Source organism: Saccharolobus shibatae B12 (assembly GCF_019175345.1).
Lineage (GTDB): Archaea > Thermoproteota > Thermoprotei_A > Sulfolobales > Sulfolobaceae > Saccharolobus > Saccharolobus shibatae.
This window is the reverse complement of sequence record NZ_CP077717.1, coordinates 385,277-407,408: the sequence shown is the minus strand read 5'-3', so window position 1 is coordinate 407,408 and position 22,132 is coordinate 385,277. Positions and strand designations below refer to the sequence as shown.

Genomic DNA, 22,132 nt, shown 5'->3' with positions numbered 1-22,132 from the left:
AACCTCCCAATACATAAAAATTTTCCATTTTATTTTATTAAAAAACCATAACTTTTACCTTCTCCTTAGTGCTAATACTACTGCTAGAATCACTATTATTATTACTACAACTGCTATAACCACATATAATGTTATATTCGATGATGTAGAAGTAATAGAAGTAGAACTTGTACTACTACTAATAGTAGAAGTTGTACTACTAGTAGAAGTAGAACTTGTACTACTACTAATAGTAGAAGTTGTACTACTAGTAGAAGTAGAACTTGTACTACTACTAATAGTAGAAGTTGTACTACTAGTAGAAGTTTGTAGCATAGCTAGTAAGGAAGGTGGAGTCGCAGTGGGTAGAGTACCGTTTAAGAATGCTAGTAAACTATTCCATGCTTGGCTAGTAAATGCCACTTCTTGTTGGCTCGTCATTCCTGGTGGTCTAGGCGCAATATTTAGAAGTATAGGTAAGCTAGGTCCTCCAGCATTGCCTACATATACGTTATACCAATAGAAGTATTGTGGAGTTGAAAATCCTATATAGTATTGATCTTCCCATTCTTCGAAAGGCCATTCAAGATTAGCATATGGAACTGTAGGTAAATATTTAGCTAATATTAATGCCATCTCGCTATATATATGTGTTAATAGTGTTACGTTTGTTGTCTCACCAGCTTCTACATATAAGTTTATGAACTGTTGAGGTGGAACCCATCTTCCTTGATCGGTTAGTAGCAGATTACTATAATATATTGCGGTCAGATTAGCAACATATAATATAGTAGCGTTCCCTAGATTAGGAGTATAATTAAGCACGTATTGCTTTAATGCTGTTGCATTAGCTATAAGAGTTCCATTAGGAAGTCTAAATTCTGAGTTGAATTGTCCAGATGAATTAAACAAGATATTGTAATTCGCAGCATACTTCCCATCAGAAAGCTGATATATAGAAATTAGTGGAGGTATAAATACTGCGCCATACATTTGATACGGTGATGTATATGAAGCTGTTGTGGCATACCAATACATTATTTGATAATTCCCTGACTCAAGATAGGAAACTATAGTTGTCGGGGTAACTGAATCGAGGCTAGCTTGAATACCAAGAGCTTTCAGTGTTTGTACTAAATCATAATTTGCTGCCCATGTATCGCTCCAATCTGTATATCCGTACAAAGTTACTGAAGGAAGTGGAGTACCATTAGGATATGACAGCTCACCATTAATTAATTTTAGCCCATGGGATTCAAGAATCTGTAATGCTAGACTTATATTTCCAGAGCCTAAAGTTGTATTATAAATCATAGAATAAACTGATGAATTTAACCATGACTTAGCCATTATTAATGGTAAGTACGCTAAATTAGGATGCCCGGCACCACTTTCGTTAAGTGGTAATTCTCCAGTCATATCTAAGCTTGTTTTTGTATAATTTATTGCTATTGCGATAGCTAATCTAAACCATGTTTCATTCCATGGATAATAGTTCATTTTATTCCAGTTTATCCACAGATACCAGTTGTTTCCTCCCATTCCATTCGGTAATCCCATCATCGCATGATAATACGTTGGGTTCCTATTTATAAATAGTGAGTACATTGAAGTAGGACCATTACTCCCAGAAGAAGCCCATTGAAGTTGACCTTCAGCTAACATCGCATAAACTTGTGGATTATATAGTCCATAAAACCTTACTATGGGTAGGAAAGGCCTTCCCACTATCCAATATATTGGATTCCTATAAAGAACTACTAGATTTGTACTCTGACTTGCCATATAGTATGGACCTGTACCTATAGGTACTGATATAGGGACACTAGCAGGATTCGATGAGTTAAGCAATGGTGCATATTGCTCCCATGGAACAATTTCTTGTGGAAGTAAATTATATAATGCGTAGTAAATAGCAGGTGTTGTAAAATTTAAAACAACTTCATATGGATTAACCTCTTTAACACTAACTCCGTAAGGGTTACCGTAAACTTTTAAGTACAATTCATACGTAACTACAACATCTTTTGCTGTGAAAGGCCATTCTATAACTTGTTGTGTACCATTATATGTTCCATTATAATAGAAATATATACCATGTCTTAAATATATGATAAGTGTATGATAATTGTTCTCAAAAGTCCAGTTAGTTGCTAACCAAGGTATAACCTTACCGGTATATTGCTCGACCATCCCCAAAGGTTCTAATATAAAAGATAGTACATGGACATTATCACCAAGAGTTGGATTAAATGCGTTCCAATTATTAGGAGTAAAAGGACCAGCACCGTTAGCAACACTAAATATCGGATAATTAGCGGTATATGGGAAATTATATGCTATAGCTGGATTTTGTTGTGGTGATTGTGCTGAGACTATATAAATAGATATTGCTGATATTACCATCATGGATATAAGACCGAATAAGACTAGAGATTTTATATATTTTTCCAATTTTTTATCCATTTTTACGCTTGTCCACATACTTATCTGATACTATCTTTAACTTATAGTATATAAACTTTTCCCATATTTCGAGTCTGGGACAAATTAGTCTAATGGGTTCTAAATTTATATAGCATTTCAAGATTTTTAATCTAACGCTTTAGACCACAGTAGGTCGTGAATCGCGACCCTCGCTAAGACCGTCAAGTGAATCCTCTCTTCCCTAACCTTATTTATGATCCACCCTGTCCTCGTTTTAATAGAGGAGATCAGAGACTCCACCCTCTCACGCTTAAAACACTCCAGCGGGTTCCTCATGAACCTCAATACCATCTCCCTCCACCTCTTCCCTCCCTTAATCGTGGCATTAGACTTAGGTATCAAGTAAACCTCGGAATCAGGGAAGTCATCCAGCGTAGACTTACCGTAGTACTTATCAGCCCTCAAGGAGTCCACTTGCACACCAAGATCCTTCAGAACCTCGAGGGCCATCTCATAAGCCTCCCTCTCACTCTTAAGCGAATAACCGTAAGCCACAATCAAGTTACTGCCCAAGTCAAAGATGAAGAAGGAGTACACGAAATCCTTCCCCTCCTTCACCCCTTCCCCAGACTTCTCCCTTTCACTCCTATAATGCTTGGTCACTACTAGGGAATAGCCCGTCCATGACCGCGTCCACCTTAAGGCCACCAACGGTCTTTGAGAGCAGGTTGTAGAGGATGACGAAGACGTGAGGGTGGGAGTATAGTCTCTCTACGGTCTTGTAGCTTATCTCTTCCTTCGTTAGGTTCAGTAGTGATGCAAGTTCTGCGGTTTCCCTGTTGGATAATCCTAGGTATTCCTTGATTATCAGTATGTACGCCTTCTCTTGTGGGGTTAGCTTGCTCTTCCTCCCTTGTTCTTCCTTGATTTTCACGAACTTCGCTGCTTCATCTATGTCCTTTCTTAACTCTTGACCGAACCTCCTTAATCTAACCTCTCCTCTTCGCTCTCCTCAGCGTTCTCCATCTTACTGAGCCTACTTTCCTTGTAAAACTTGATCAAGTCCTCTATTGACTCCTTGAAATCGTCGAAGTCTTTCTGAGTTAACTTCTTATTCACGTGTTCATAATACAAAATAAGCGGTATCTAAGGTTTTTGTCCCAGAGTTTCATATTTCGCTCAAGTTCTGGGCTTATGCGTGGATTGTTAACTTAGTTAATTCCGTAGTCGGTAGGGCTCCAAGTATTAGAGTAAGCATAAGAAGAACGTTGAAATAAATATTAATTACTAAAAAATTCTTCTTGTATCATATCATGATTACGAAATAAATTGAGCAAATCAACAAAGCACTCGTTACACAAAAATAAATAGGTTAATGAATGTACTTTCTTCACACTAGCTGTTGGCTACGGCAATTTACTTTTAAATAATTCCTCAACTACTTTAGCTGCTAATTTAGGCTGTCTATCTCTAGTAAATATTCCTTTCCTATTGAGTATCGTTCTTCCTGGATTTTGAGGGGTTCTAAAGTCAGCAAAGTTCCAAACGTGAAAGCCTACTATGTAACTGTTCTTCCTTAAGGTTTCTATATACTTTCTTATCATTTCACTTTGATATTCCTCTGACCACATTTGGGGAGGATCACTATGAAGGCCATATATAGCATCGGCACCAAATTCGGTAATGATTATTGGCTTCTCTGGAAACTTCTTATGAATTTCCTCTAACTCCATTGCAACAATCTTTACACCGCTATCAATATCTCCCCACTCAGTATACCACCCATGATAATAGTTTAAGGAGATTATGTCAACGTATTCTAACGCTAGGTCTCGTACTGATCTATGAGAGGCGAAAGTTACTGGCCTAGAAGAATCCAAAGTCTTCAAGAATTCAATTTCCTTCTTTATAAATTCTGCAACTTCACGCATATCGCTAGGGGGTTCATTCATAACGCTATACGCTATTACTGAAGGTCTGTTCTTATGTTGTTTAATCATTTCCTTTATTGTATCCTTTACCTTTTCGAAGTACTTTATATCACTGAACATCCTAGCAATCTCCTCTTGGCTCATTACCCTACTAATATTGGAGTAACATAAAGGTGGTTCTAATATGACCAAAAATCCCATTTCATCAGCTAAGTCTAAATGTTCATTCGAATAAGGGTAGTGGGAAGTTCTAAACGAGTTAGCTCCAATTTTTCTCATAAGATAAAAATCCCTAACTAATACTGCCCCGTACATAAACTTGCCTAGTATTGGAAAATCCTCATGTCTTCCAAAGCCCTTCAAGAATATGGGCCTCCCGTTCAAGTATAGTCTGCCATTCATCACCTCTACATCTCTAAAACCTATACGTTCATAAACCGAGTCCTTCAGATTTTTATCAACGTATATTTCAACTATGAGAGTGTATAAGTAAGGATTGTCTGGAGACCACGGCGTAACATTACCTACATCTTTTTCGTATATTTCGTTACTACTCTCCTCATCTAATACCACTCTTCCCTCCTTATCAACCAATTTAAATCTTAGGCTGAACTTTTGGTTACATTCTGGCAGAATCTCTACCTTTAGATGTCCATTGGATTTAGTATATACTGTTATGTCTTCTAAATGACATTCATCTACAAACTCTATGTAAACTGGTCTCTGTATCCCCCCATAGTTGAAGAAGTCAAACGCTGCAATGTTTAGATCTTTAGCTGGGGGTAAGTTGTAGGGTGATGGTGTGTTATCTATCTTTACTACTATTTTATTAAATTCATTAATATTAAGTTTAATTGGAAATTTGAATTGTGTAAATGACCCCTCATGAGTTCCTACATATTCTCCATTAATCCAAAGTTTTGTGGTGTATCCTGCTCCCTCAAATACTATCCAAGCCTTCTTACTTTCATAACTACTAACAAACAAGTCCTTCTGATACCACGCTATACTAGAAAACTGATCCCATTGTGGGTTTTGCTCATTCCAAGAAGCAGGCACGTAAATAATATCTTCAGATTCTAAACCTTTACCCCACTCATTCTTTTCCCCAACATTCTCACTATCTATCTTGAATTTCCAGAAGCCTTGAAGATCTATTTTTGGCCTATAAAACGATCTCATATAGTATCTACAAACGAGAGAGTGTAATTAAAGCTTTATTAACATATTAGAAACTTGTAAATAGTAACGCTAAAGAATTAAATAGGCAATCTCATACTCCTATTTGGGGTAAATATTGGATAAGCCAAAGCTAGTCTTAAAAGAGTTTGTTCAACATAATGAAGTAGCGTTAGGTCATCATCAGTTTAGATCTCTATATATAGGTTTTCATCCGATTTCTAGAAACATGATAGTTCATGATGGACATGCAGCTAAAGTTTATTCTAACGGAGAAGTTATATACAGATATGAAAAGTTAGGCAGACCACCTAGAGTAGCAGGTGATACACATGCTGCATTAGCTTGGTCTAAAGATTTATTATTCATAGGTGGATGGCTTAAGGCGCCTCCAGGAATGATAGAGGTATCACAATATGAGAGGATTTTGAAATATCAAGATATGAGGATGAAGTATAGCCATATACATATGATATATGACGATGATAAAGTGGAAATCCTATGGAGTAGGAAGTGGGACGACAAAATCCCTCCAAACAATTGGTATGGTGAGGTAACCGACTTACTTTACGACGAGCATGAGGATGCAGTCTACTTCAGTAGAGCCGATGGACATGCTGAATTAGGCCTGTGGAAAGTAGGTGTATCTACTAGAGATGCAGAATTTCTGGTGAAGAATCGTACTGTATATAAGATGGAAATGAAAGACGATAAAATCTACGCCACAATATTTAATCCTATTCATACTGATGTTTCATCGATAATGGTATATAATACGCTTAATGGTGAATACAAGTTCGTAGAGTCATTTGACTTTCCATTAGAAAACAATAAGAAGATACAGATAAGACGTGTTGGAGGGCAAATAGTGCAAATCCAGAACAAGCTAATTGCGTTCTATGGTGGAGCACTCATACATATTGATCCACAAAAGGATGTATATAGGTTATATCCATTTCTAGATGTTCGCAACCCAGAATCGGAAAGGCCTACCTATATTCCAGGGTTTAGAGCTCAAAAAGCTTACATAATGGGTATACCTGTTATATCAGCAAATCCTGCAGAGGACTTAAGGGATATGTCATCAAAGACCACATTTGGTTTACTCTTAAGGATTGACCCTGTAGTACCTCAGATAATTACAGAAAGTGGAGCAATATTCGGCATGGCACATGATGGTGAATACTTATATGTTGGCACTTCATATGCAAATCACACTGGAGTATACACTTATAGGGCCGGTGATGGTGGAATATTCGCAATACCGGTAAGTGAACTGTTTAAGAAACCGTGGAACCCGATAAGGATATGGATTCATGATGGCTCATATACCCCAACCGCAGGAATAGATGGTTGGTTTGGTGGTATTCCATTGAAAGGGTTCACCGAAAAGAAGCTAAGAGTTTACACTACAAAGACAACTAAAATGAGGATTGCCGAGTACTCACTATTCTCAAAGGTTAGAGATGATACCGTTACACTAAATACTGGATGGAATATGATAGACTTGAACAACTATTACGATATAATTGCGTTTAAATTAGACGAGAGTATAGACCTGCTTCAAGCAGAGATAATTTTAGAATAAAAACTTTTTATATTTCTATCTCTTCGTTCTCTCTTAAGGTAACAAGAGTTCCATTTATTTTACCTTTAAACTCTCCATGAGAAATCTTTATCCTCATCTTTCCGTTATTAACTGTTAACAAGCCCCATGCTGTAGGAAGCAATAGTATCCACTTCAAATCCTTACTTTTGCCTATAATAACCTCTTTGTTTAACATATTAACCTTCATACCTTCAATAGCGTAAATCATGCTTAAAGCCACTAATGGTCTCATATATCTCGCGCCCCACTCAATATGGTTCCAGAAATTACCTGCAATCTCATACCTCTCATAAACATTCCTCAAAATCTTCTTTGCATATTCATCGAATCCACTGTAGAACATATGCGATGCTAGATAATACTCTACGCCACTCCAAGGAGCTTTTGATTGTATTGAAAGTTTAACTCCTAACGGTGTAATATCATCATTTGACGAGCCATTTCTAACTCCTTCTTCTTCAGTGTAGTTATACTTCATTATTGAGGAGAACACGGATTTCCTTCTCTCATGGTCTAAAAATTCTGGAAGGTCCAACATTTGAACATACCAATCACCAGTTATTTGGGATGCGTTTGAGGAATTATCTCTTAAATTTGAAATCGGGTCATACCAGTCTATGTAATACTCCCCATTCCACAAGTACTTATTAACTTTTTCTATTAGGTCTTTTACCTCGTAGTGCTCATGATTATTAAGTATTTTCGACGCTTCGTTTAGTGCTTCTAGTGCCGATATCCATAGGAACGATACGTATGGAGAAAAGCCTAACCATGACCAATCGTCTAATGTTTGCATTGATAACGCCAAAGAGTGATAGCCTAAAATCTTGTGAGCATCGTTAGCTCTTAGCATGTTATTTACATATCTTATCCACTCTATGCCAGATGGTAAAGTAAGGTATGGTAAACCATCCATAGTCTGTGTTCTCATAATACTCTCGATCGCGTTTCTTGCTACTTCATAGACACTCTTTAGTAACTCTCTATCGCCCGTATACTTTGCTATTAAATAATAGAGTAGCACAAATTCTGGGTTAATGTCTATTCTCTCATAAGTATCTACTGTTAATGAGTGGCGAATATAATGAGGCATTCTACCCTTGGGATCCTTACCAGTCTCCTTAACAATTCTCTTTATAGTTTCATATAATTTTTTGAGATCAGTACTTATAGTTGGATCCTTCTTAACCTCTTCCTTATACTTCATTAAATTCTCTGGGAACGCTAGTGAAAATATAACGTATTCTGGGGTATCCTCCTTTAATGCTCTATTGGAAAGATCCTTTATAATATTCTTTGCTAAATCCGGAAATAGTAGCATTACTCCCGGTAGTGCATATAAAAGTACGTCTATGGTGTTTAATGCAGTGTTTTCCGGCCCACCTGTATAGGGATACTTCCCAACTTTCCTCTGATCTGAGGTATCGAAATATCCCTCCCAGATTCCAAAGAATCCATCCTTAGTTAGCCAAGTAGTTTTCACAAGTGTAGCTATCTGTGCTCCAATTAAATCAACAATCCATGGTTCGACGCCTTTAGCGTTGTAAAATAAATCGTGGAATTGTGTAGTCTTTTCCTCTAGGTAGTTTAGGTTTTTCACAACGTAATCCATTACTTCTTCGCAGTTGTTGAAGAAGTTCTCGTAATAGTGCCCAACTCTTCTACCATCTTTAAGTACAAAATTAGGGAAGAACCAAGTAATTATGAAAGTTACATTGCTTCCTTTACTACTTATAATTGCTAGATTATCCCCTTTCTTCTTGACTAGATTTTTAGATCTATAATCGTCCCAGAAGTCAAAAATTTGATTATAAGCTACAGAGAAAGGTTCATCTCCAATTACCTTAACGCATAGGTTTCCTTGATATCTAGGATCATCTGAAGATGTTTCCCCTTTAAATATTATCATATCGTCTTTAACTTCTATTTTGCCTTTTTCAAAAGAATTGTTAATTGCGAAGAAGAACCTTGTATTCTTCTCACTATTGAATTGAAATATTGATACCGGTAGGGAAGAGTTCTTCACGTCTAGGGGGATAAATGGTGAAAAAGCCTTTAGTTTTATTTTATTATCGTAATTTAGATAAGCAATTGGCGGTTCTCCTATAAACTCAATTTCCCTTATTGGCCTTATCCAAGGTAGTGTGTATGGATTCGCTCCAAAGTAATAGTCAAATGCCTGGAGAATTCTTATAGTCTTTTCATCTTCATATGCGAAGAAGGAGTCGAACTCCGTTAAGAAATATTTATACCTATCCTCATTTTTTTCTGCGATTCCCCCATTGTTAAATATGGTCCACGAATATAATCTACCGTCTGCCCTTATTTCCACAGATCCAGCCCCTATCCCACCTAGAGGAATTCCAGAATCTAAGGCGTAGGAGTATTTGTATTTCATACACTTTCGTTTATTTTGTCTAGTAAATAAGCTTTCGTATCACATCAATCAAAGTAATTTTCTTTATATCTCTGAACTAATTCGTGATATAATCTAAATTTAAGGACGAGAATGTAGTGACATAGTAGTAATTAAACAACTTTATTACTATAAATTGCTAGATGCTTTATCGTCTTAGGATTCATTATTCCATGAAATGTCTAGTAATAAGTTTTAATTTTTGACCTTACCTAATGAGTGTAGAGATGAGATGACAATAGAATTAAAAACTTTTGGAAACTACAAAGCGGTTTTAGGGGAAAGCCCAGTTTACGATAGGGAGAAAAACAAACTATTCTGGGTTGATATAGATGGAAAGAAGATAATAGTAAATAATCTGGATACACATGAGGAGAATTATTATAATACTCCGGATGTAGTAACTTCCCTATGCCTAATTGATAATATTAGGATTATAGTAACTTTACGTCATGGTTTCCATATCTTAGACTTAACTACCGGAAAGATACTACCATTTTTAGAATTACAGAATGATAACGAGAATAGATTTAATGATGGAAAGTGCGATGTGATGGGTAGGTATTGGGCTGGTACAATGAATTTAGACATCGAGAACCCAAAACCCACTGCTAGTTTATATAAATTGGAAGGTAAGAAATTAACTAAGGTCTTGGAAAGACTTTACAGATCTAATGGACTCGGCTGGGATCCAGATGATGAATTATTTTACCTAATAGATACCCCACTAAGGAAAGTTTTCGAATTCGACTTCGATAAAAATAAGGGAGATATCTATAACAAAAGGGTTGTTATAGATTTTAAGGATGAACCAGGCAGACCAGACGGGATGACAGTCGACGAAGAGGGCCATTTATGGATAGCCCATTCTGCAGGCGGTAAGGTTAGTAGGTGGAATCCGAAGAACGGAGAGAAAGTATTTCAAATAAAACTTCCAGTACTTTATGTTTCATCAGTTACTTTTGGTAGTCCGGAAATGAATCGAATATTTATAACTACTATGAGTAGAGGAGGCGAGCCTCTTGCTGGAAGATTATTTACCACCAAGGTAAATATCAGAGGACTACAGAGCTACAAATTCTTAATTTAAACAGTTTATCCAAAAAGGTTATATACTCACTAAGAAAGGGAAAGTGCGAAATGAGGGCAATAGTTGTAAAACCTCCAAAACCAGGAGTTGAGATTAAAGATGTGAAAATTGATGAAGATAAATTAAGTACCATCGGGCTAGTTAAGGTAAAGGTTCTGGAAAACGGGATATGTGGTACTGATAGGGAAATAGTAAGTGGCAAGAGAACTAGTGTGAAACCTCCGGCTGGTAAAGACGAACTTATCTTAGGGCATGAAGCTATCGGTGTAATAGAAGTAGGTGGTTATGGCCTGAAAGAAGGTGAACTAGTAATGCCTATAAATAAGAGAGGATGTGGGAAATGCCTTAACTGTTTAGTAGGCAGACCAGATTTCTGTGAGACTGGAGAAGGTCTAGTGGCTGGCACTAAGGGATTAGATGGATTTATGAGGGAATATCTTTATGATGATCCCAAATATCTAGTGAAAATCCCTCCAGAAATTAAGGATATCGCTATTTTGGCCCAACCCTTAGCTGACATAGAGAAATCCATTGAGGCAATTCTTATAACACAAAAGAGAGTACCAATATGGACTTGCGATGATAGCACCTTTAACTGCAGAAAAGCGTTAGTAGTTGGTACAGGACCTACGGGAATCTTATTTTCACTAGTTTTAAGAACATATGGATTTCAAGTATGGATAGCAAATCGTAGAGAGTTATTGGAGAACGAGGTAGAAATACTTGAAGAGCCAGGAATTATTTTCTATAATTCAGCCGGCGGATATGAGAATTTAGTCAAAAATGTGGGTAAATTTGATTTAATAATTGATACGACCGGTGCTTCAGCGTCAATAATACAACATTTGGTTCCCCTACTCCAAATTAATGGAGTATTAGGTCTTTTTGGCTTTCCAAGATATGACGCCTTCTCTCTGGACTATAAAACCGTACAAGATTTCGTGATAAACAATAGGATAATTATAGGACTCGATAATGGTCAAAAGCCACATTTTCAACAAGCACTTATTCACCTAGCTTCATGGAAGTCATTATGGCCGAAGACTACTAGTAAGATGATAACGAAAATTATAAGTATAAATAATGAGAGGGAAGTTATAAGTAGTCTTAGGGAAAAACTTCCGGGAGAAATAAAAGTAAAAATAAAATGGGAATAAACAGATATATTTAAAAAAATTATTTTTTTAATTTTATCTTCTTCTTAGGCCTAGTACTATTGCTATTATTATGATTATGACTACTACTGCTATTATGGCGTATAGCGTGGTGTTGGATGATGAGCTTACGGTACTGGTTACGGTAGCTGTAGTGGTACTTACTGATGTGGAGACACTAGTAGTAGTTGAAACGCTAGTTGTAGTGGCAGTGCTTGTGGTAGTGGATGTGGTTGTTGTAGTAGTAGTTGATATACTTGTGGTAGTGCTAGTTGTTGTAGTACTCGTTGAAGTTGTTTGATACACGAATGGATCATTAGAAGTATACCAACTTGAAGGAACTTGCGAAGTGTAATACCACCAAGGCTCCGGAACGGATTGATTAACCAAATGTAAAGCTAAAACAACAGGTAAAGGAGTTGAGGGAAGACTGGTCCATGGGGGAGCCGGCCAATAATAGTTTTGTTGAGTTGGCCAACCAGTAACAGTATTATTAACATACTCATACCACTCTGCGCCGTATACTAGAGCAATGGAAGGCATATATTTTATCCATAGAGCAGCTAGCTCATTTACTATACTATAATAGGCATTATCGTTTATGCTGAAGTTACCATTTGCCCAATTCACAAGTTGTTCGAACGTTGGATGGATAATTGATAAATTAAACCTTTCTATGTTAAAATATGTACTATTTCCTATTGGTGTTATGTTGCCAGGAGAGTTCCAATAACCATACAAATACCCAGAAAGTGGTTGTATAGGTGTAGGACCGCTAATTAAATCCCACATTAGTCCCATCCAGTAATTGCCAGTTTGCATATAATTATACCACGTTGTAAACGGTGGTGTTTGTACTTCCACAGTTATGCCTATTTGCTTCAAATCCTGCGCAATTATAGTTAAATCAGCATCCCAATCAGTCCATCCGGCTACCGTAATTATGGTCATTGTTGGTACTGCAGTACCATTTGGCGCAATTAGTTGGCCATTAACTAATTTATAGCCATGGGATTCAAGTAACTGTAATGCAGCAGTAACATTACCTTGAGATGGAGCAAATTGCTCAGCAAGCTGCAACACCGAAGAATTTAGATATTGCATCTGTTGTGGAGGTAATGGAAGAGGCGTAGTTGCTGGCGGTTCGTATCCATATTCGCCCAAATAGTATATCGCTGTTCTATTGATCGCAAGGCTTATTGCTTGTCTTAAAACTGGATCGGATAAAGGCCATTTTAGGTTATTGAGTGTTAACATTGTTGGAAATCCCGGAGCAAAATAGTAATGATAGTGTAGAGGATCTTTTGCCACAAATTGCTGTTGTATATTTGGTTCGAATAGTCCACCCCAGGTTACTTGCCCATTATTCAATGCAGTATCTGCTTGAACATTACTAGGATATGATGGATAGAGTAAGTATTTTATTCTGGGTTCTCCTGGCATCCAATAGTGTGGGTTTGCTACTAATACTATTTCTTGCGGGCTGAAGCTATACAGCATATAGGGTCCAGTACCTATTGGATTTGTATTGGGGTATGTGAATGGATTACCAGTCTTGTTTAGTCCTACATATGTTCCATTTGGTAATTGCTCTACTGGGAATATTTTACCCCATTGTGCTGGGTCCACAGGCCATTGCTCCAAAATAGTATACAATACCATCGGCGTTACTCCAGGTTTAAATACCATTTCTAGCTCATATGGGTTTATTATTGTCATGTTAACTATTTGATTAGCTGAATATCCTAGTTGTGGGTATGCTTGCTCTAACGCTAATGTGTACCATACTGCAGTAGCGTTAAATGGTGTACCATCAGTGAAGTATACATCATGCCTTAAGTATAATATTAATGCCAATGTTTGTACCTTAGTACCATTTGGCAAGTAAACATAACCAGTAGTAAATGTCCAATTGGTGGCTAACCATGGAATAATTTGACCACTTAGCGAATTAACTAGGGCGAGTGGTTCGTAAATAAGCCAAATTAGACCACCAGGTAAAGCTGGAGCGTTCCATGGATTGAAATTATCTTGCCATACTATACCCGGAGAAGGCATAACTACCATACTTCCTTCTGGTTGTACTGATGTTGGCTGTGATAGTATTGGCATTGCAAATATTCCTATGCTTATTACCATTAATACTGTGATTATTGTAGAAATTATCTTGTACCTTTTCATATCTATCTACCACTTATCTATTCATCATATCATATTAAGCTATATTTAAACTTTTCTCAGAAATTAAAATCACAATTTCCTTGCAACCTAATTAGTGATACAATCTCTTAATAGATTTTCAAACAAACATCAATAAAAATTAAGAATATAAAAAATGTTATTCAATTCTTTTATATGGATCTGGTACCGCTTCTATTAATAGTCTGGTATACTCGTGTGTTGGATGTGAAATAATAGTTACCACATCACCCTCCTCCACTATCCTACCATTCTTCACGACATATACCCTATCAGCCACATATCCGATTGTAGCAATATCGTGAGTAATGTACATAATTGATATCCCTTTCTCATCTCTTAACCTCTTAAATAAGTCTAATAGTGATACCCTTATTGAGGCATCAACGTTTGATACTGGCTCATCAGCTATTAGCACCTTAGGATTTAGTGCCAACACTCTAGCCAAGTAGACTCTCTGTCTTTGTCCTCCAGAAAGTTGGAAAGGATACTTATTGAGAAAGTCTTCTGGAGGAGTTAATGCAACTTCTCTTAGTAACTCTTTTATTCTCTCTTCAATATCACCTTCGTATTTGTATATCTTTAGTGGCCTTTCTATATGCCATTTAACTGTATGAGCTGGGTCTAGTGAGGAATAGGGGTCTTGGAAAACTAATTGAACATCAGCTCTATACTGTTTTAGCTGTTTCTTATTTGCTTTGGTAACATCTAAACCCATGGGAGTATAAATTATTGAACCTTTTGTTGGTTTCAATAACCCTACTATCATCCATGCTATTACTGTTTTACCGCCTCCACTTCCTCCCACCATACCCACAATCTCATTCTTCCTTATATCCATATTCACATCCCATATCCCCGGTCTATGCTCTTTTCCAAAAACACCTTTTCTAACTATGAAGTCTTTATACACATGTATTAGCTCAATGAGCTTATCACTCATAAGCTTTCTTCACCTCATTTCTCCATTCTGGATACCTAATGCACTTATAAAATCCAAACTTATCATATACCACGGTTTGAGGTGGGGCTTCTTTACATGTGCTCGTAACAAAGGGACATCGTGAAGAAAAGATACAGCCTTTAGGATATCTTATAAAACCTTCAAAGTCACCAGGAATTCTTGGTAGTTTCTTCCCTCTTGTTCTAACGGTAGGTACACTACTAAGTAGAAGATAAGTGTAAGGATGGTAAGCTTCTTCTAGTAATGTATTATATTTACCATACTCTATTACTTGCCCACCGTACATTACAGCTATGTAATCTGATATTTGCAACAGCATTGCTATATCATGGCTAATGATTACTAACGTTAAATCTTTCTCTTTCTGAATTTTTTTCAACAACTTCAGTATTTCATATTGAACTACAACATCTAGCCCAGTAGTGGGTTCATCCATGACTAATATTTTTGGACTTAGAAGTAAGGAAATTGCTATTACTACTCTTTGTTTCATACCTCCAGAAAGTTGAAAGGGATACATATCTAATACTTGCCTATCAGTTAAACCAACATCTTCTAATGCCCTATGCACAATATCGGTATTAGCATAATAGTCCATTCCTTTTGACTTTAAAATATCAATAAAAGTTTCCCTGACTTTTCTAATAGGGTTCAAGGAATTTTGGGCAGCTTGAGGCACATAGGAGATTACTTTACCTCTAATCTTATTTAATTCATCTTTAGACATAGATAGAATATCATACTTACCATCTACTATCACAGTACCATCTTCCACAAACATCGGTGGATTTACAAATCCCATAACCGTGGTGGCTAATGTGGATTTTCCAGAGCCAGATTCTCCAGCGATTCCAGTTATTTTACTTTCCGGGATATCTATACTCACATTTCTTAATACCTTGATTATGCCATAATCTGATAAGTAACCTACGTTTAGATTTTTTACAACTATTGCAGCATCATCCATTTGTTACAACCTCCTTCTTCTCCTTGGCTTTTTGTAATTGTTTTTTATACTTCTTAATATCCCATACTCTTAGTCTAGGATTAGCAACTCTGTCAATCCCTATATTTATTAACGCGAACGAAAAGGCTACTAATCCTATCATAAAACCTGGGGGAATATACCACCACCATAATCCTCTCAGATAAGCCTCTCCTCCTAAAGACCAATAAAGCATAGTTCCCCAATTAACTTGGGTTAGACTACCCAATCCAAAATAATAAATGAATGTAAAGCCAGCGATACCATAAATTGCAGTAAAGAAGAAGTTTGACGCTATGAACGGTAAGTTATTAGGTATTATTTGATTAAAGATTATACTCAATTTAGACTCACCAATAAGATCGGAAGATAATATATACTCCCTTCTCCTTAACGATAATACTAAAGATCTCAAAACCCTAGCACCCCATGCCCAACCAGTTAATGAAAGGGTAAACAAAATTGTTATATACCCTAATTTAAACTGTAGTGCCCCTAGATAGGCTCCTATTAACTCGATAATCAAAATACCGGGTATTATTAAGAAAATCTGAGTTATTGCACTTAATACTCTATCAATCATTGTCTCTGCGTATAATCCTGCAGTTACTCCTATGAGGATAGCTATTAGCGTACCTATTAATCCTACAGCAAAACCTACTCCAATTACTGGAAATCCACCTACTAAAAGTTGAGAAAAAATATCATGGCCATAGTCATCCGTGCCTAATAGGTGTTGAGGTGATGGTGGTAGATCCCTAGGAAAGTTAGTTGCGCTTGGATTATATGGAGTATAAAATACGCCTATTAAGGAAAATACTATTATCCCTAGTAGTATATAGAACCCAACCCTTGATACTCTTTGTTCCCACACACCTCTTATTAGATTATAAATCGGACCGTACTTGTCTATTTTTAAATTAAAAGTATATAACTTTCTGCTAGCCATCTTATACACCCTCCGTCTCCTCTTGACTTGTCCTAGGATCTATAATTGTGTAAATTATATCAGCGACGAAATTACTTAATACCATCGCAGTGACTAGCATGAAAAATATTCCGCTTAGTAACGGGTAATCCAAACCGGTAATGGCTTGATTAAAGAAGTAGCCTAAACCTGCATAGTTAAATAAATACTCTATCGCAACAGCACCCAATACAGAGTATCCTAAGGAAATGGAGAAACTGGTAAAGTTAGGTAATAATGCTAGCCTATAGGCCTTACTTGCAACCATTTTTTCTGATACCCCCATTAACCTATAATAATTCATGTAATCCTCTTGCAAAATGGGTATCATATTATTCCTCATTCCCATTATCCAACCTGCTAGGGAAAAGAGAATTAATGTTAGTGTGGGTAATATTGCATGATATATTACGGACCAAATAAAGGGCAAACTCATAGTAGGTTTGAGAAATTGAAAGGTATTATATTGTCCACCTGTAGGGAATATGTGAAGATCAATTGCTAGTACTTCTATCAGAATCTCTCCGGTAACAAAAACCGGGAACGTGTATAAAAACATTATGACACCCAATATGGCGTAGTCACTTATTTTACCTCTTGACAAAGCAGCCACTCTACCAAGCAAATTACCTATGAAGAAAGAGGCGACAATAGCTGGTATTACTATACCAAAAGTCCAAGGAGCAGCTTCAGTTATTATTGTACTTACGGATACTGGAAATTCGGTAAGTGAAACACCGAAATTCAGTGTAACTATTTCTTTTAAATAATTAAAATACTGAATATAAAGAGGTTGTTGATACTGAGCTAAACCTAATTGCTGAACAAGAATTTGAATCTCTTGTTGAACATTTTGCCCATAATTGGCTCCAGCACCGCCAATTCTACTATAAATTATACTGGCCAAGGCACTACCAGGTATTAGCCTAGGAAGGACAAAATCTATTGTAATTCCAACAAACCAAACTATGATATAATATATACCCCTTTTGATCAAGAAATCTCGTCTCACTAGAGACCCACATTAGAATCTTTCATATGGAGGTATATAAATATTATCATGTAAAAGCTTAAACTACTAAAACAGTTCAAGATCTTTAAGTGCATTACTCCACGAGTGTGTAGGGATAAAAGAAGTGTTAGAACATTTTTAAAATTTAAAATAAGCCTTATATACTTAACTACGTTATAACTCTTTTTCTCAGCACATAACAAAATAACAACTCTTTACTCGATAAGACCTCTCCTCATCGTGCATTCGTCTTAGGTTTGTTGATTTTTATTGCTCTTTAGATCATTTTTACTGCATGAAATAGCTCCTTCCTAAGCGTGAAAACTATTTTTTATTTTTCATATCTGACTCTTAATACATGCCAAAGAGATTTGGCGTAGCCGTAGTAGGCCTAGGCTCAATAGGCAAAACTCACGTCAAAGCATTAAAGGAGTTAGAAAAGGAAACAGAATTCGTGAGATTGATTGCAGTGGTGGATCAGGTTAAGGCAGTAGCAGAGAAAGCAGGAAGCGAAAATGGCGTGTCATATTATACTACTATAGATGAGGCATTAAGAAATCCCGAGGTTAACGTCATTACTGTAGCAACTCCTTCCTATTTGCACGCACCTCAAGCTATTTTAGCAATGGAATATGGAAAACACGTAATAGTTGAAAAGCCAATGGCTACTACTCTAGCTGGAGCTAGAGAGATGGTAAGTAGGGCTGAGAGAAACGGGGTTAAACTAGGAGTAATATTCCAAGAGAGATATGCTCCAGACATTAAAAGGCTAAAGAACGACATCTTGAAGGAGCTTGGTAGGGTATACTTAGTAGAGTCAGAATTAAAGTGGTATCGCGATATAAAGGGGTATTACAAAAGGGATGAGATAGCTAAGAGTTGGAGAGGAATGTGGAATACTGAAGGAGGAGGAGTCCTGACAAATCAAGGGATACATACTATCGATTTAATGGTATGGTTAAATGGAGATGTGACAGAAGTATCTGGATTTATTGGCAATATAACTCATGATGGTATAGAGGTAGAAGATACTGCTGTTGCTACAATCAAATATAGAAATGGTGCATTGGGAACAATTTCTCAGACTGTATCAATGAAACCAACAAATTTTCAGTACAGAAAAATTAGAGTCCATGGAAGTGACGGCTTCGTAGAGGTAACTGATGATAAAATAACAACAGTAGCGATTGAAGGTAAAGAAGAACTAAAAAACGTGGCAAACTATAAAGAAGAGACTATTACTCAATGGGGAGATTCACATAAAGCGCTGTTCAAGGATTTTCTAAAATCTCTATTACAGGGTAACGATTTCCCAATTAATGGAAAAGAGGGTATGAAGAGCCTTGAATTAATAAAGGCTATTTATCTATCATCCTATAGTAGTCAAATAATAAAGCTTCCATTGGATGTTAATATCATAGTCTAAAATAAAATATAAAGTAATTTCCATTCCATCCGTTAATATTGTGAATTTGGAAATAAAAACGTTTAATACTATGATTTTCGTATACATAAGTCTTTTTTCCCTTACATTCAAATGTAGTAGAAAATCATAAGCAGTATGCACTACTCTAATAAAGTTTCTGTTAACTTGTTAACAGTAAAATATAAATATAGGCTAGGAATGTGCTTTGTGGGTTACTCTAGCATTATACGAAAATTTATAACTAATTATGGTATGGTAAGTATTACTTATGGGAAACAAGGAGTACAAGAGGGAATTGGAACAAGTACGACGAGAACGTCATAACTAGGTACAAGTTGATGTTCATCTTCTACGTATTTGACCATTAGCGGGATTTACTTGCCGAGGAGAATAGATATAACAAGACTAAGTATAAGGCACCGAAGGAGTTCAACTACTTCCTCCTACGGTTACAAGCTCCGGTCTGTTAGAGACAAAGCATGTAGTGCCTAGCATTCTTACACCTCTTCCTACCTTATAGAGCCATAGAAGGAGTATTGAGGGCTCTAGAACAATTGGAGATCATCCCGACCAGCCTCGATTATTCTACAATATGGGAGAGGGCGAGGAACATGAACATAACTTTTCCCGAAGCAAGTGACGAACTTGAAGTAATTGCAGATACAAGTATTAGTACAAATACGAGAGGACAATACATTGTTACAAAGTAGGGAAAACTAGGGATTCTAAATTCCTCAAGATCAAGATTGTAATGGATGTTCAACGTCGTTAACGGTGAGGTTACTAGTAACGAGTTGATACTGCAGTAAAAACAGCTAAGGATCTTCAAGATAAGGGTAAGAAGTTTTTATGGAGATAAGGCATATAACGCCAACGAGGTTTACAAGACTGGAGTTGAGGTTGTTGTCCCACCTAGGAAGAACGCCTCTACTAAGCGTGGTCATCCTTCTAGGCGGAAGGCTGTGCGGGAGTTCAAGAAGTTGGGTTATGATCGTTGGAGGGAGGATATGGCGTTAGGTGGTTGGTTGAGTCCTTGTTCCCTACTGTAAAGCATACTTTTGGGGAGTCTGTTAGGGCTATTAGCTTTGCCGGACAAGTAATTAAGGCTAAGCTTTAGGCTATGCGTGGAGGGTTCATTTAGATGATTCTGTAGTTGGTTGGGCTCCAGTTATTAGGGTGTGAGCTTGAGAAGTATGTTGAGATAAATACCAATTACTGAAAAATTCTCATTGTATTGTATTATCTTTATGAAATAAATTGAACAAGTCGACAAAACAGATAGTCCCATAACTTTTAAATATTTAAAGTATATAAATGAAGAGCAAGAATAAGATGATAAAAATCCTTGAAATTAAAGCTAGATTAAAGCATTATGATTGTTGGAGTAGCCTTTGTGAAGTGTATCCATGCAAAGGGAAAATTCATTATGCAGTTAAAATTAATAATAGTGAGATAATGGAATTTACTACACTTAAATTTGATAATATTAAGTTCTTTTCCGATTTTATGAATATTCCCAGAAAAAAGAATATTCTTAATGTATTATATTCGAAAAGGAAATCTAGTAATAGTGTAGATATAGCGTATATCCTAGATTATAATTTCACTATTAGAAAGATATTGGAAATATTAAACCCTTTTTTTGAAGACGTAACTACAGAAAATGGGATTGAATATTGGAAAATATATTCCCTAACGAGGATAAAGACCGGCTTATCGTCGATATTGAATACCTTGAAATATTCCCTAGAAGCTGAAAATAGTAAGATTCTTGATATAAATTTGAATTTATATAAATTTAATGATATTGTACCATATTTTATGCCCCCGTCGCTTACTGATCGTGAGAGTGAAATATTACTTAAGGCTTATAAGGAAGGCTATTTTGAAAGTCCTAGGAATGTCAGCTTAGCTAAGTTAGCTGATGAGACTGGAATAAGTAAAGTTGCACTCTTAAAAATTCTAAGAACTAGTATTAAAAAACTTATAATGAATTATTTGAATAACAAGGGACCTATGTAATTCTTCCTTCTTTTTTCTTATATATAAACGATTCTATTTTTTTCTTTACATCATGATTAAACAAGTTGATTGCCAACTCTATCTCAAATGATAATGAAGTTGAAATTGGACTTTCTATCCCTTCATTAATAGCCCTTTTAGCCTTATATATAGCGTTATATGAAAATTTACATATATCGCTAGCTAGTTTCTTAGCTTCCTCCAATAGTGCTTCATTATTTACAATTTTATTGACTATATTCAACATTTCAGCCTCTTCTGCTGTAATAAATCTACCACTAAGAATAATCTCTTTAGCCTTATTCCTTCCTACAATTCTCGTAAGTCTTTGAGTTCCACCACTGCCCGGTATTAATCCTAGTCTAATTTCTGGGAATCCAAATAAAGCATCTTTAGTAGCGATTATAAAATCGCCTGCTAATGCTAGCTCAAATCCTCCACCTAAACAATAACCATTTACTGCACTTATTACCAATTTATTCATGTTTTCTATGAAATCATATACCATTCTCGCAATTTTCAAGAATTCTGCAAACTTTTGCTGATCCATATTATAAAACTCATAAATATCAGCTCCAGCACTAAAGGCTTTTCCTCTTCCGGTAATAATTATTGCACAAACTTCTTTATTATTTTCAAGTTGACGTAGTATGTCATATAACTCAAGATATAGGTTAGTATTTAATGCATTCAATTTCTGCTCCCTATTCAAGATTATAGCTGCAATTGGCACTTCTACGTTTACTTCAACCATTGATATTTGGTCCATATG

16 protein-coding genes and 2 pseudogenes are annotated in these 22,132 nt (G+C 36.3%); 6 read left to right on the top strand and 12 right to left on the bottom strand.

Annotated features, from left to right (window positions below; all coding sequences use genetic code 11):
* Positions 1–54: 54 nt before the first annotated feature.
* The 5 genes from J5U23_RS02490 to J5U23_RS02475 all read right to left on the bottom strand — a co-directional run bounded on the left by J5U23_RS02490 (position 55) and on the right by J5U23_RS02475 (position 5,519).
* Positions 55–2,463 carry an ABC transporter substrate-binding protein gene (locus J5U23_RS02490; protein ID WP_218266841.1) on the bottom strand — a complete coding sequence of 803 codons (2,409 nt, stop codon included), beginning with the start codon at positions 2,461–2,463 and terminating at the stop codon, positions 55–57.
* A 108-nt stretch (positions 2,464–2,571) separates the two neighbouring features.
* The gene (locus J5U23_RS02485; RefSeq protein WP_218266840.1) at positions 2,572–3,069 is read right to left on the bottom strand and encodes a hypothetical protein; all 498 of its coding nucleotides are present in this window, start codon (positions 3,067–3,069) and stop codon (positions 2,572–2,574) included.
* Positions 3,053–3,340, bottom strand: a complete 288-nt coding sequence (locus tag J5U23_RS15630) for a hypothetical protein (RefSeq protein WP_244988806.1) — start codon at positions 3,338–3,340, stop codon at positions 3,053–3,055. The genes J5U23_RS02485 and J5U23_RS15630 overlap by 17 nt, the downstream gene beginning before the upstream one ends.
* A gap of 50 nt (positions 3,341–3,390) precedes the next feature.
* A complete protein-coding gene (locus J5U23_RS15955) occupies positions 3,391–3,525 on the bottom strand; it encodes a hypothetical protein (protein WP_280638391.1) in 135 nt (44 codons plus the stop codon).
* A gap of 287 nt (positions 3,526–3,812) precedes the next feature.
* The gene (locus tag J5U23_RS02475; protein WP_218266839.1) at positions 3,813–5,519 is read right to left on the bottom strand and encodes a glycoside hydrolase family 2 TIM barrel-domain containing protein; all 1,707 of its coding nucleotides are present in this window, start codon (positions 5,517–5,519) and stop codon (positions 3,813–3,815) included.
* Positions 5,520–5,634: 115 nt separating this feature from the next.
* On the opposite strand from J5U23_RS02475, the gene J5U23_RS02470 reads away from it, so the two are divergent.
* A complete protein-coding gene (locus J5U23_RS02470) occupies positions 5,635–7,104 on the top strand; it encodes a DUF2139 domain-containing protein (protein ID WP_218266838.1) in 1,470 nt (489 codons plus the stop codon).
* 7 nt (positions 7,105–7,111) lie between these two features.
* On the opposite strand, the gene J5U23_RS02465 is transcribed toward J5U23_RS02470, so the two are convergent.
* Positions 7,112–9,523 (bottom strand): GH116 family glycosyl hydrolase, encoded by a 2,412-nt coding sequence (locus J5U23_RS02465; protein WP_218266837.1) that lies wholly within the window; start codon positions 9,521–9,523, stop codon positions 7,112–7,114.
* Between the two features lie 250 nt (positions 9,524–9,773).
* Between J5U23_RS02465 and J5U23_RS02460 the strand changes: the two genes are divergently transcribed.
* Positions 9,774–10,631 carry an SMP-30/gluconolactonase/LRE family protein gene (locus J5U23_RS02460; protein ID WP_218266836.1) on the top strand — a complete coding sequence of 286 codons (858 nt, stop codon included), beginning with the start codon at positions 9,774–9,776 and terminating at the stop codon, positions 10,629–10,631.
* Positions 10,632–10,681: 50 nt separating this feature from the next.
* Complete coding sequence (locus J5U23_RS02455; RefSeq protein WP_218266835.1) at positions 10,682–11,788, top strand: glucose 1-dehydrogenase; 1,107 nt, start codon at positions 10,682–10,684, stop codon at positions 11,786–11,788.
* A 33-nt stretch (positions 11,789–11,821) separates the two neighbouring features.
* On the opposite strand, the gene J5U23_RS02450 is transcribed toward J5U23_RS02455, so the two are convergent.
* The 5 genes and pseudogenes from J5U23_RS02450 to J5U23_RS02430 all read right to left on the bottom strand — a co-directional run bounded on the left by J5U23_RS02450 (position 11,822) and on the right by J5U23_RS02430 (position 17,962).
* A complete protein-coding gene (locus tag J5U23_RS02450) occupies positions 11,822–13,966 on the bottom strand; it encodes an ABC transporter substrate-binding protein (RefSeq protein ID WP_218266834.1) in 2,145 nt (714 codons plus the stop codon).
* 157 nt (positions 13,967–14,123) lie between these two features.
* Entirely contained in the window at positions 14,124–14,927 is an 804-nt protein-coding gene (locus J5U23_RS02445; RefSeq protein ID WP_218266833.1) for an ABC transporter ATP-binding protein, read from the bottom strand.
* Positions 14,920–15,915: an ABC transporter ATP-binding protein gene (locus J5U23_RS02440; RefSeq protein WP_218266832.1), complete on the bottom strand. Its 996-nt coding sequence runs from the start codon at positions 15,913–15,915 to the stop codon at positions 14,920–14,922. The genes J5U23_RS02445 and J5U23_RS02440 overlap by 8 nt, the downstream gene beginning before the upstream one ends.
* Positions 15,908–16,882 (bottom strand): ABC transporter permease, encoded by a 975-nt coding sequence (locus J5U23_RS02435; protein ID WP_218266831.1) that lies wholly within the window; start codon positions 16,880–16,882, stop codon positions 15,908–15,910. The genes J5U23_RS02440 and J5U23_RS02435 overlap by 8 nt, the downstream gene beginning before the upstream one ends.
* A 1-nt stretch (position 16,883) precedes the next feature.
* Positions 16,884–17,962 (bottom strand): annotated as a pseudogene (locus J5U23_RS02430) (ABC transporter permease).
* A gap of 308 nt (positions 17,963–18,270) precedes the next feature.
* Here J5U23_RS02430 and J5U23_RS02425 point away from each other — a divergent pair.
* The 3 genes and pseudogenes from J5U23_RS02425 to J5U23_RS02415 all read left to right on the top strand — a co-directional run bounded on the left by J5U23_RS02425 (position 18,271) and on the right by J5U23_RS02415 (position 21,360).
* Positions 18,271–19,338 carry a Gfo/Idh/MocA family protein gene (locus J5U23_RS02425; protein WP_218266829.1) on the top strand — a complete coding sequence of 356 codons (1,068 nt, stop codon included), beginning with the start codon at positions 18,271–18,273 and terminating at the stop codon, positions 19,336–19,338.
* A gap of 268 nt (positions 19,339–19,606) precedes the next feature.
* A pseudogene (locus J5U23_RS02420) lies at positions 19,607–20,520 on the top strand (transposase).
* A 132-nt stretch (positions 20,521–20,652) separates the two neighbouring features.
* A complete protein-coding gene (locus J5U23_RS02415) occupies positions 20,653–21,360 on the top strand; it encodes a helix-turn-helix domain-containing protein (protein WP_244988805.1) in 708 nt (235 codons plus the stop codon).
* On the opposite strand, the gene J5U23_RS02410 is transcribed toward J5U23_RS02415, so the two are convergent.
* Entirely contained in the window at positions 21,353–22,129 is a 777-nt protein-coding gene (locus J5U23_RS02410) for an enoyl-CoA hydratase/isomerase family protein (RefSeq protein ID WP_218266828.1), read from the bottom strand. The two genes, J5U23_RS02415 and J5U23_RS02410, sit on opposite strands and share 8 nt — an antisense overlap.
* Positions 22,130–22,132: the final 3 nt, after the last annotated feature.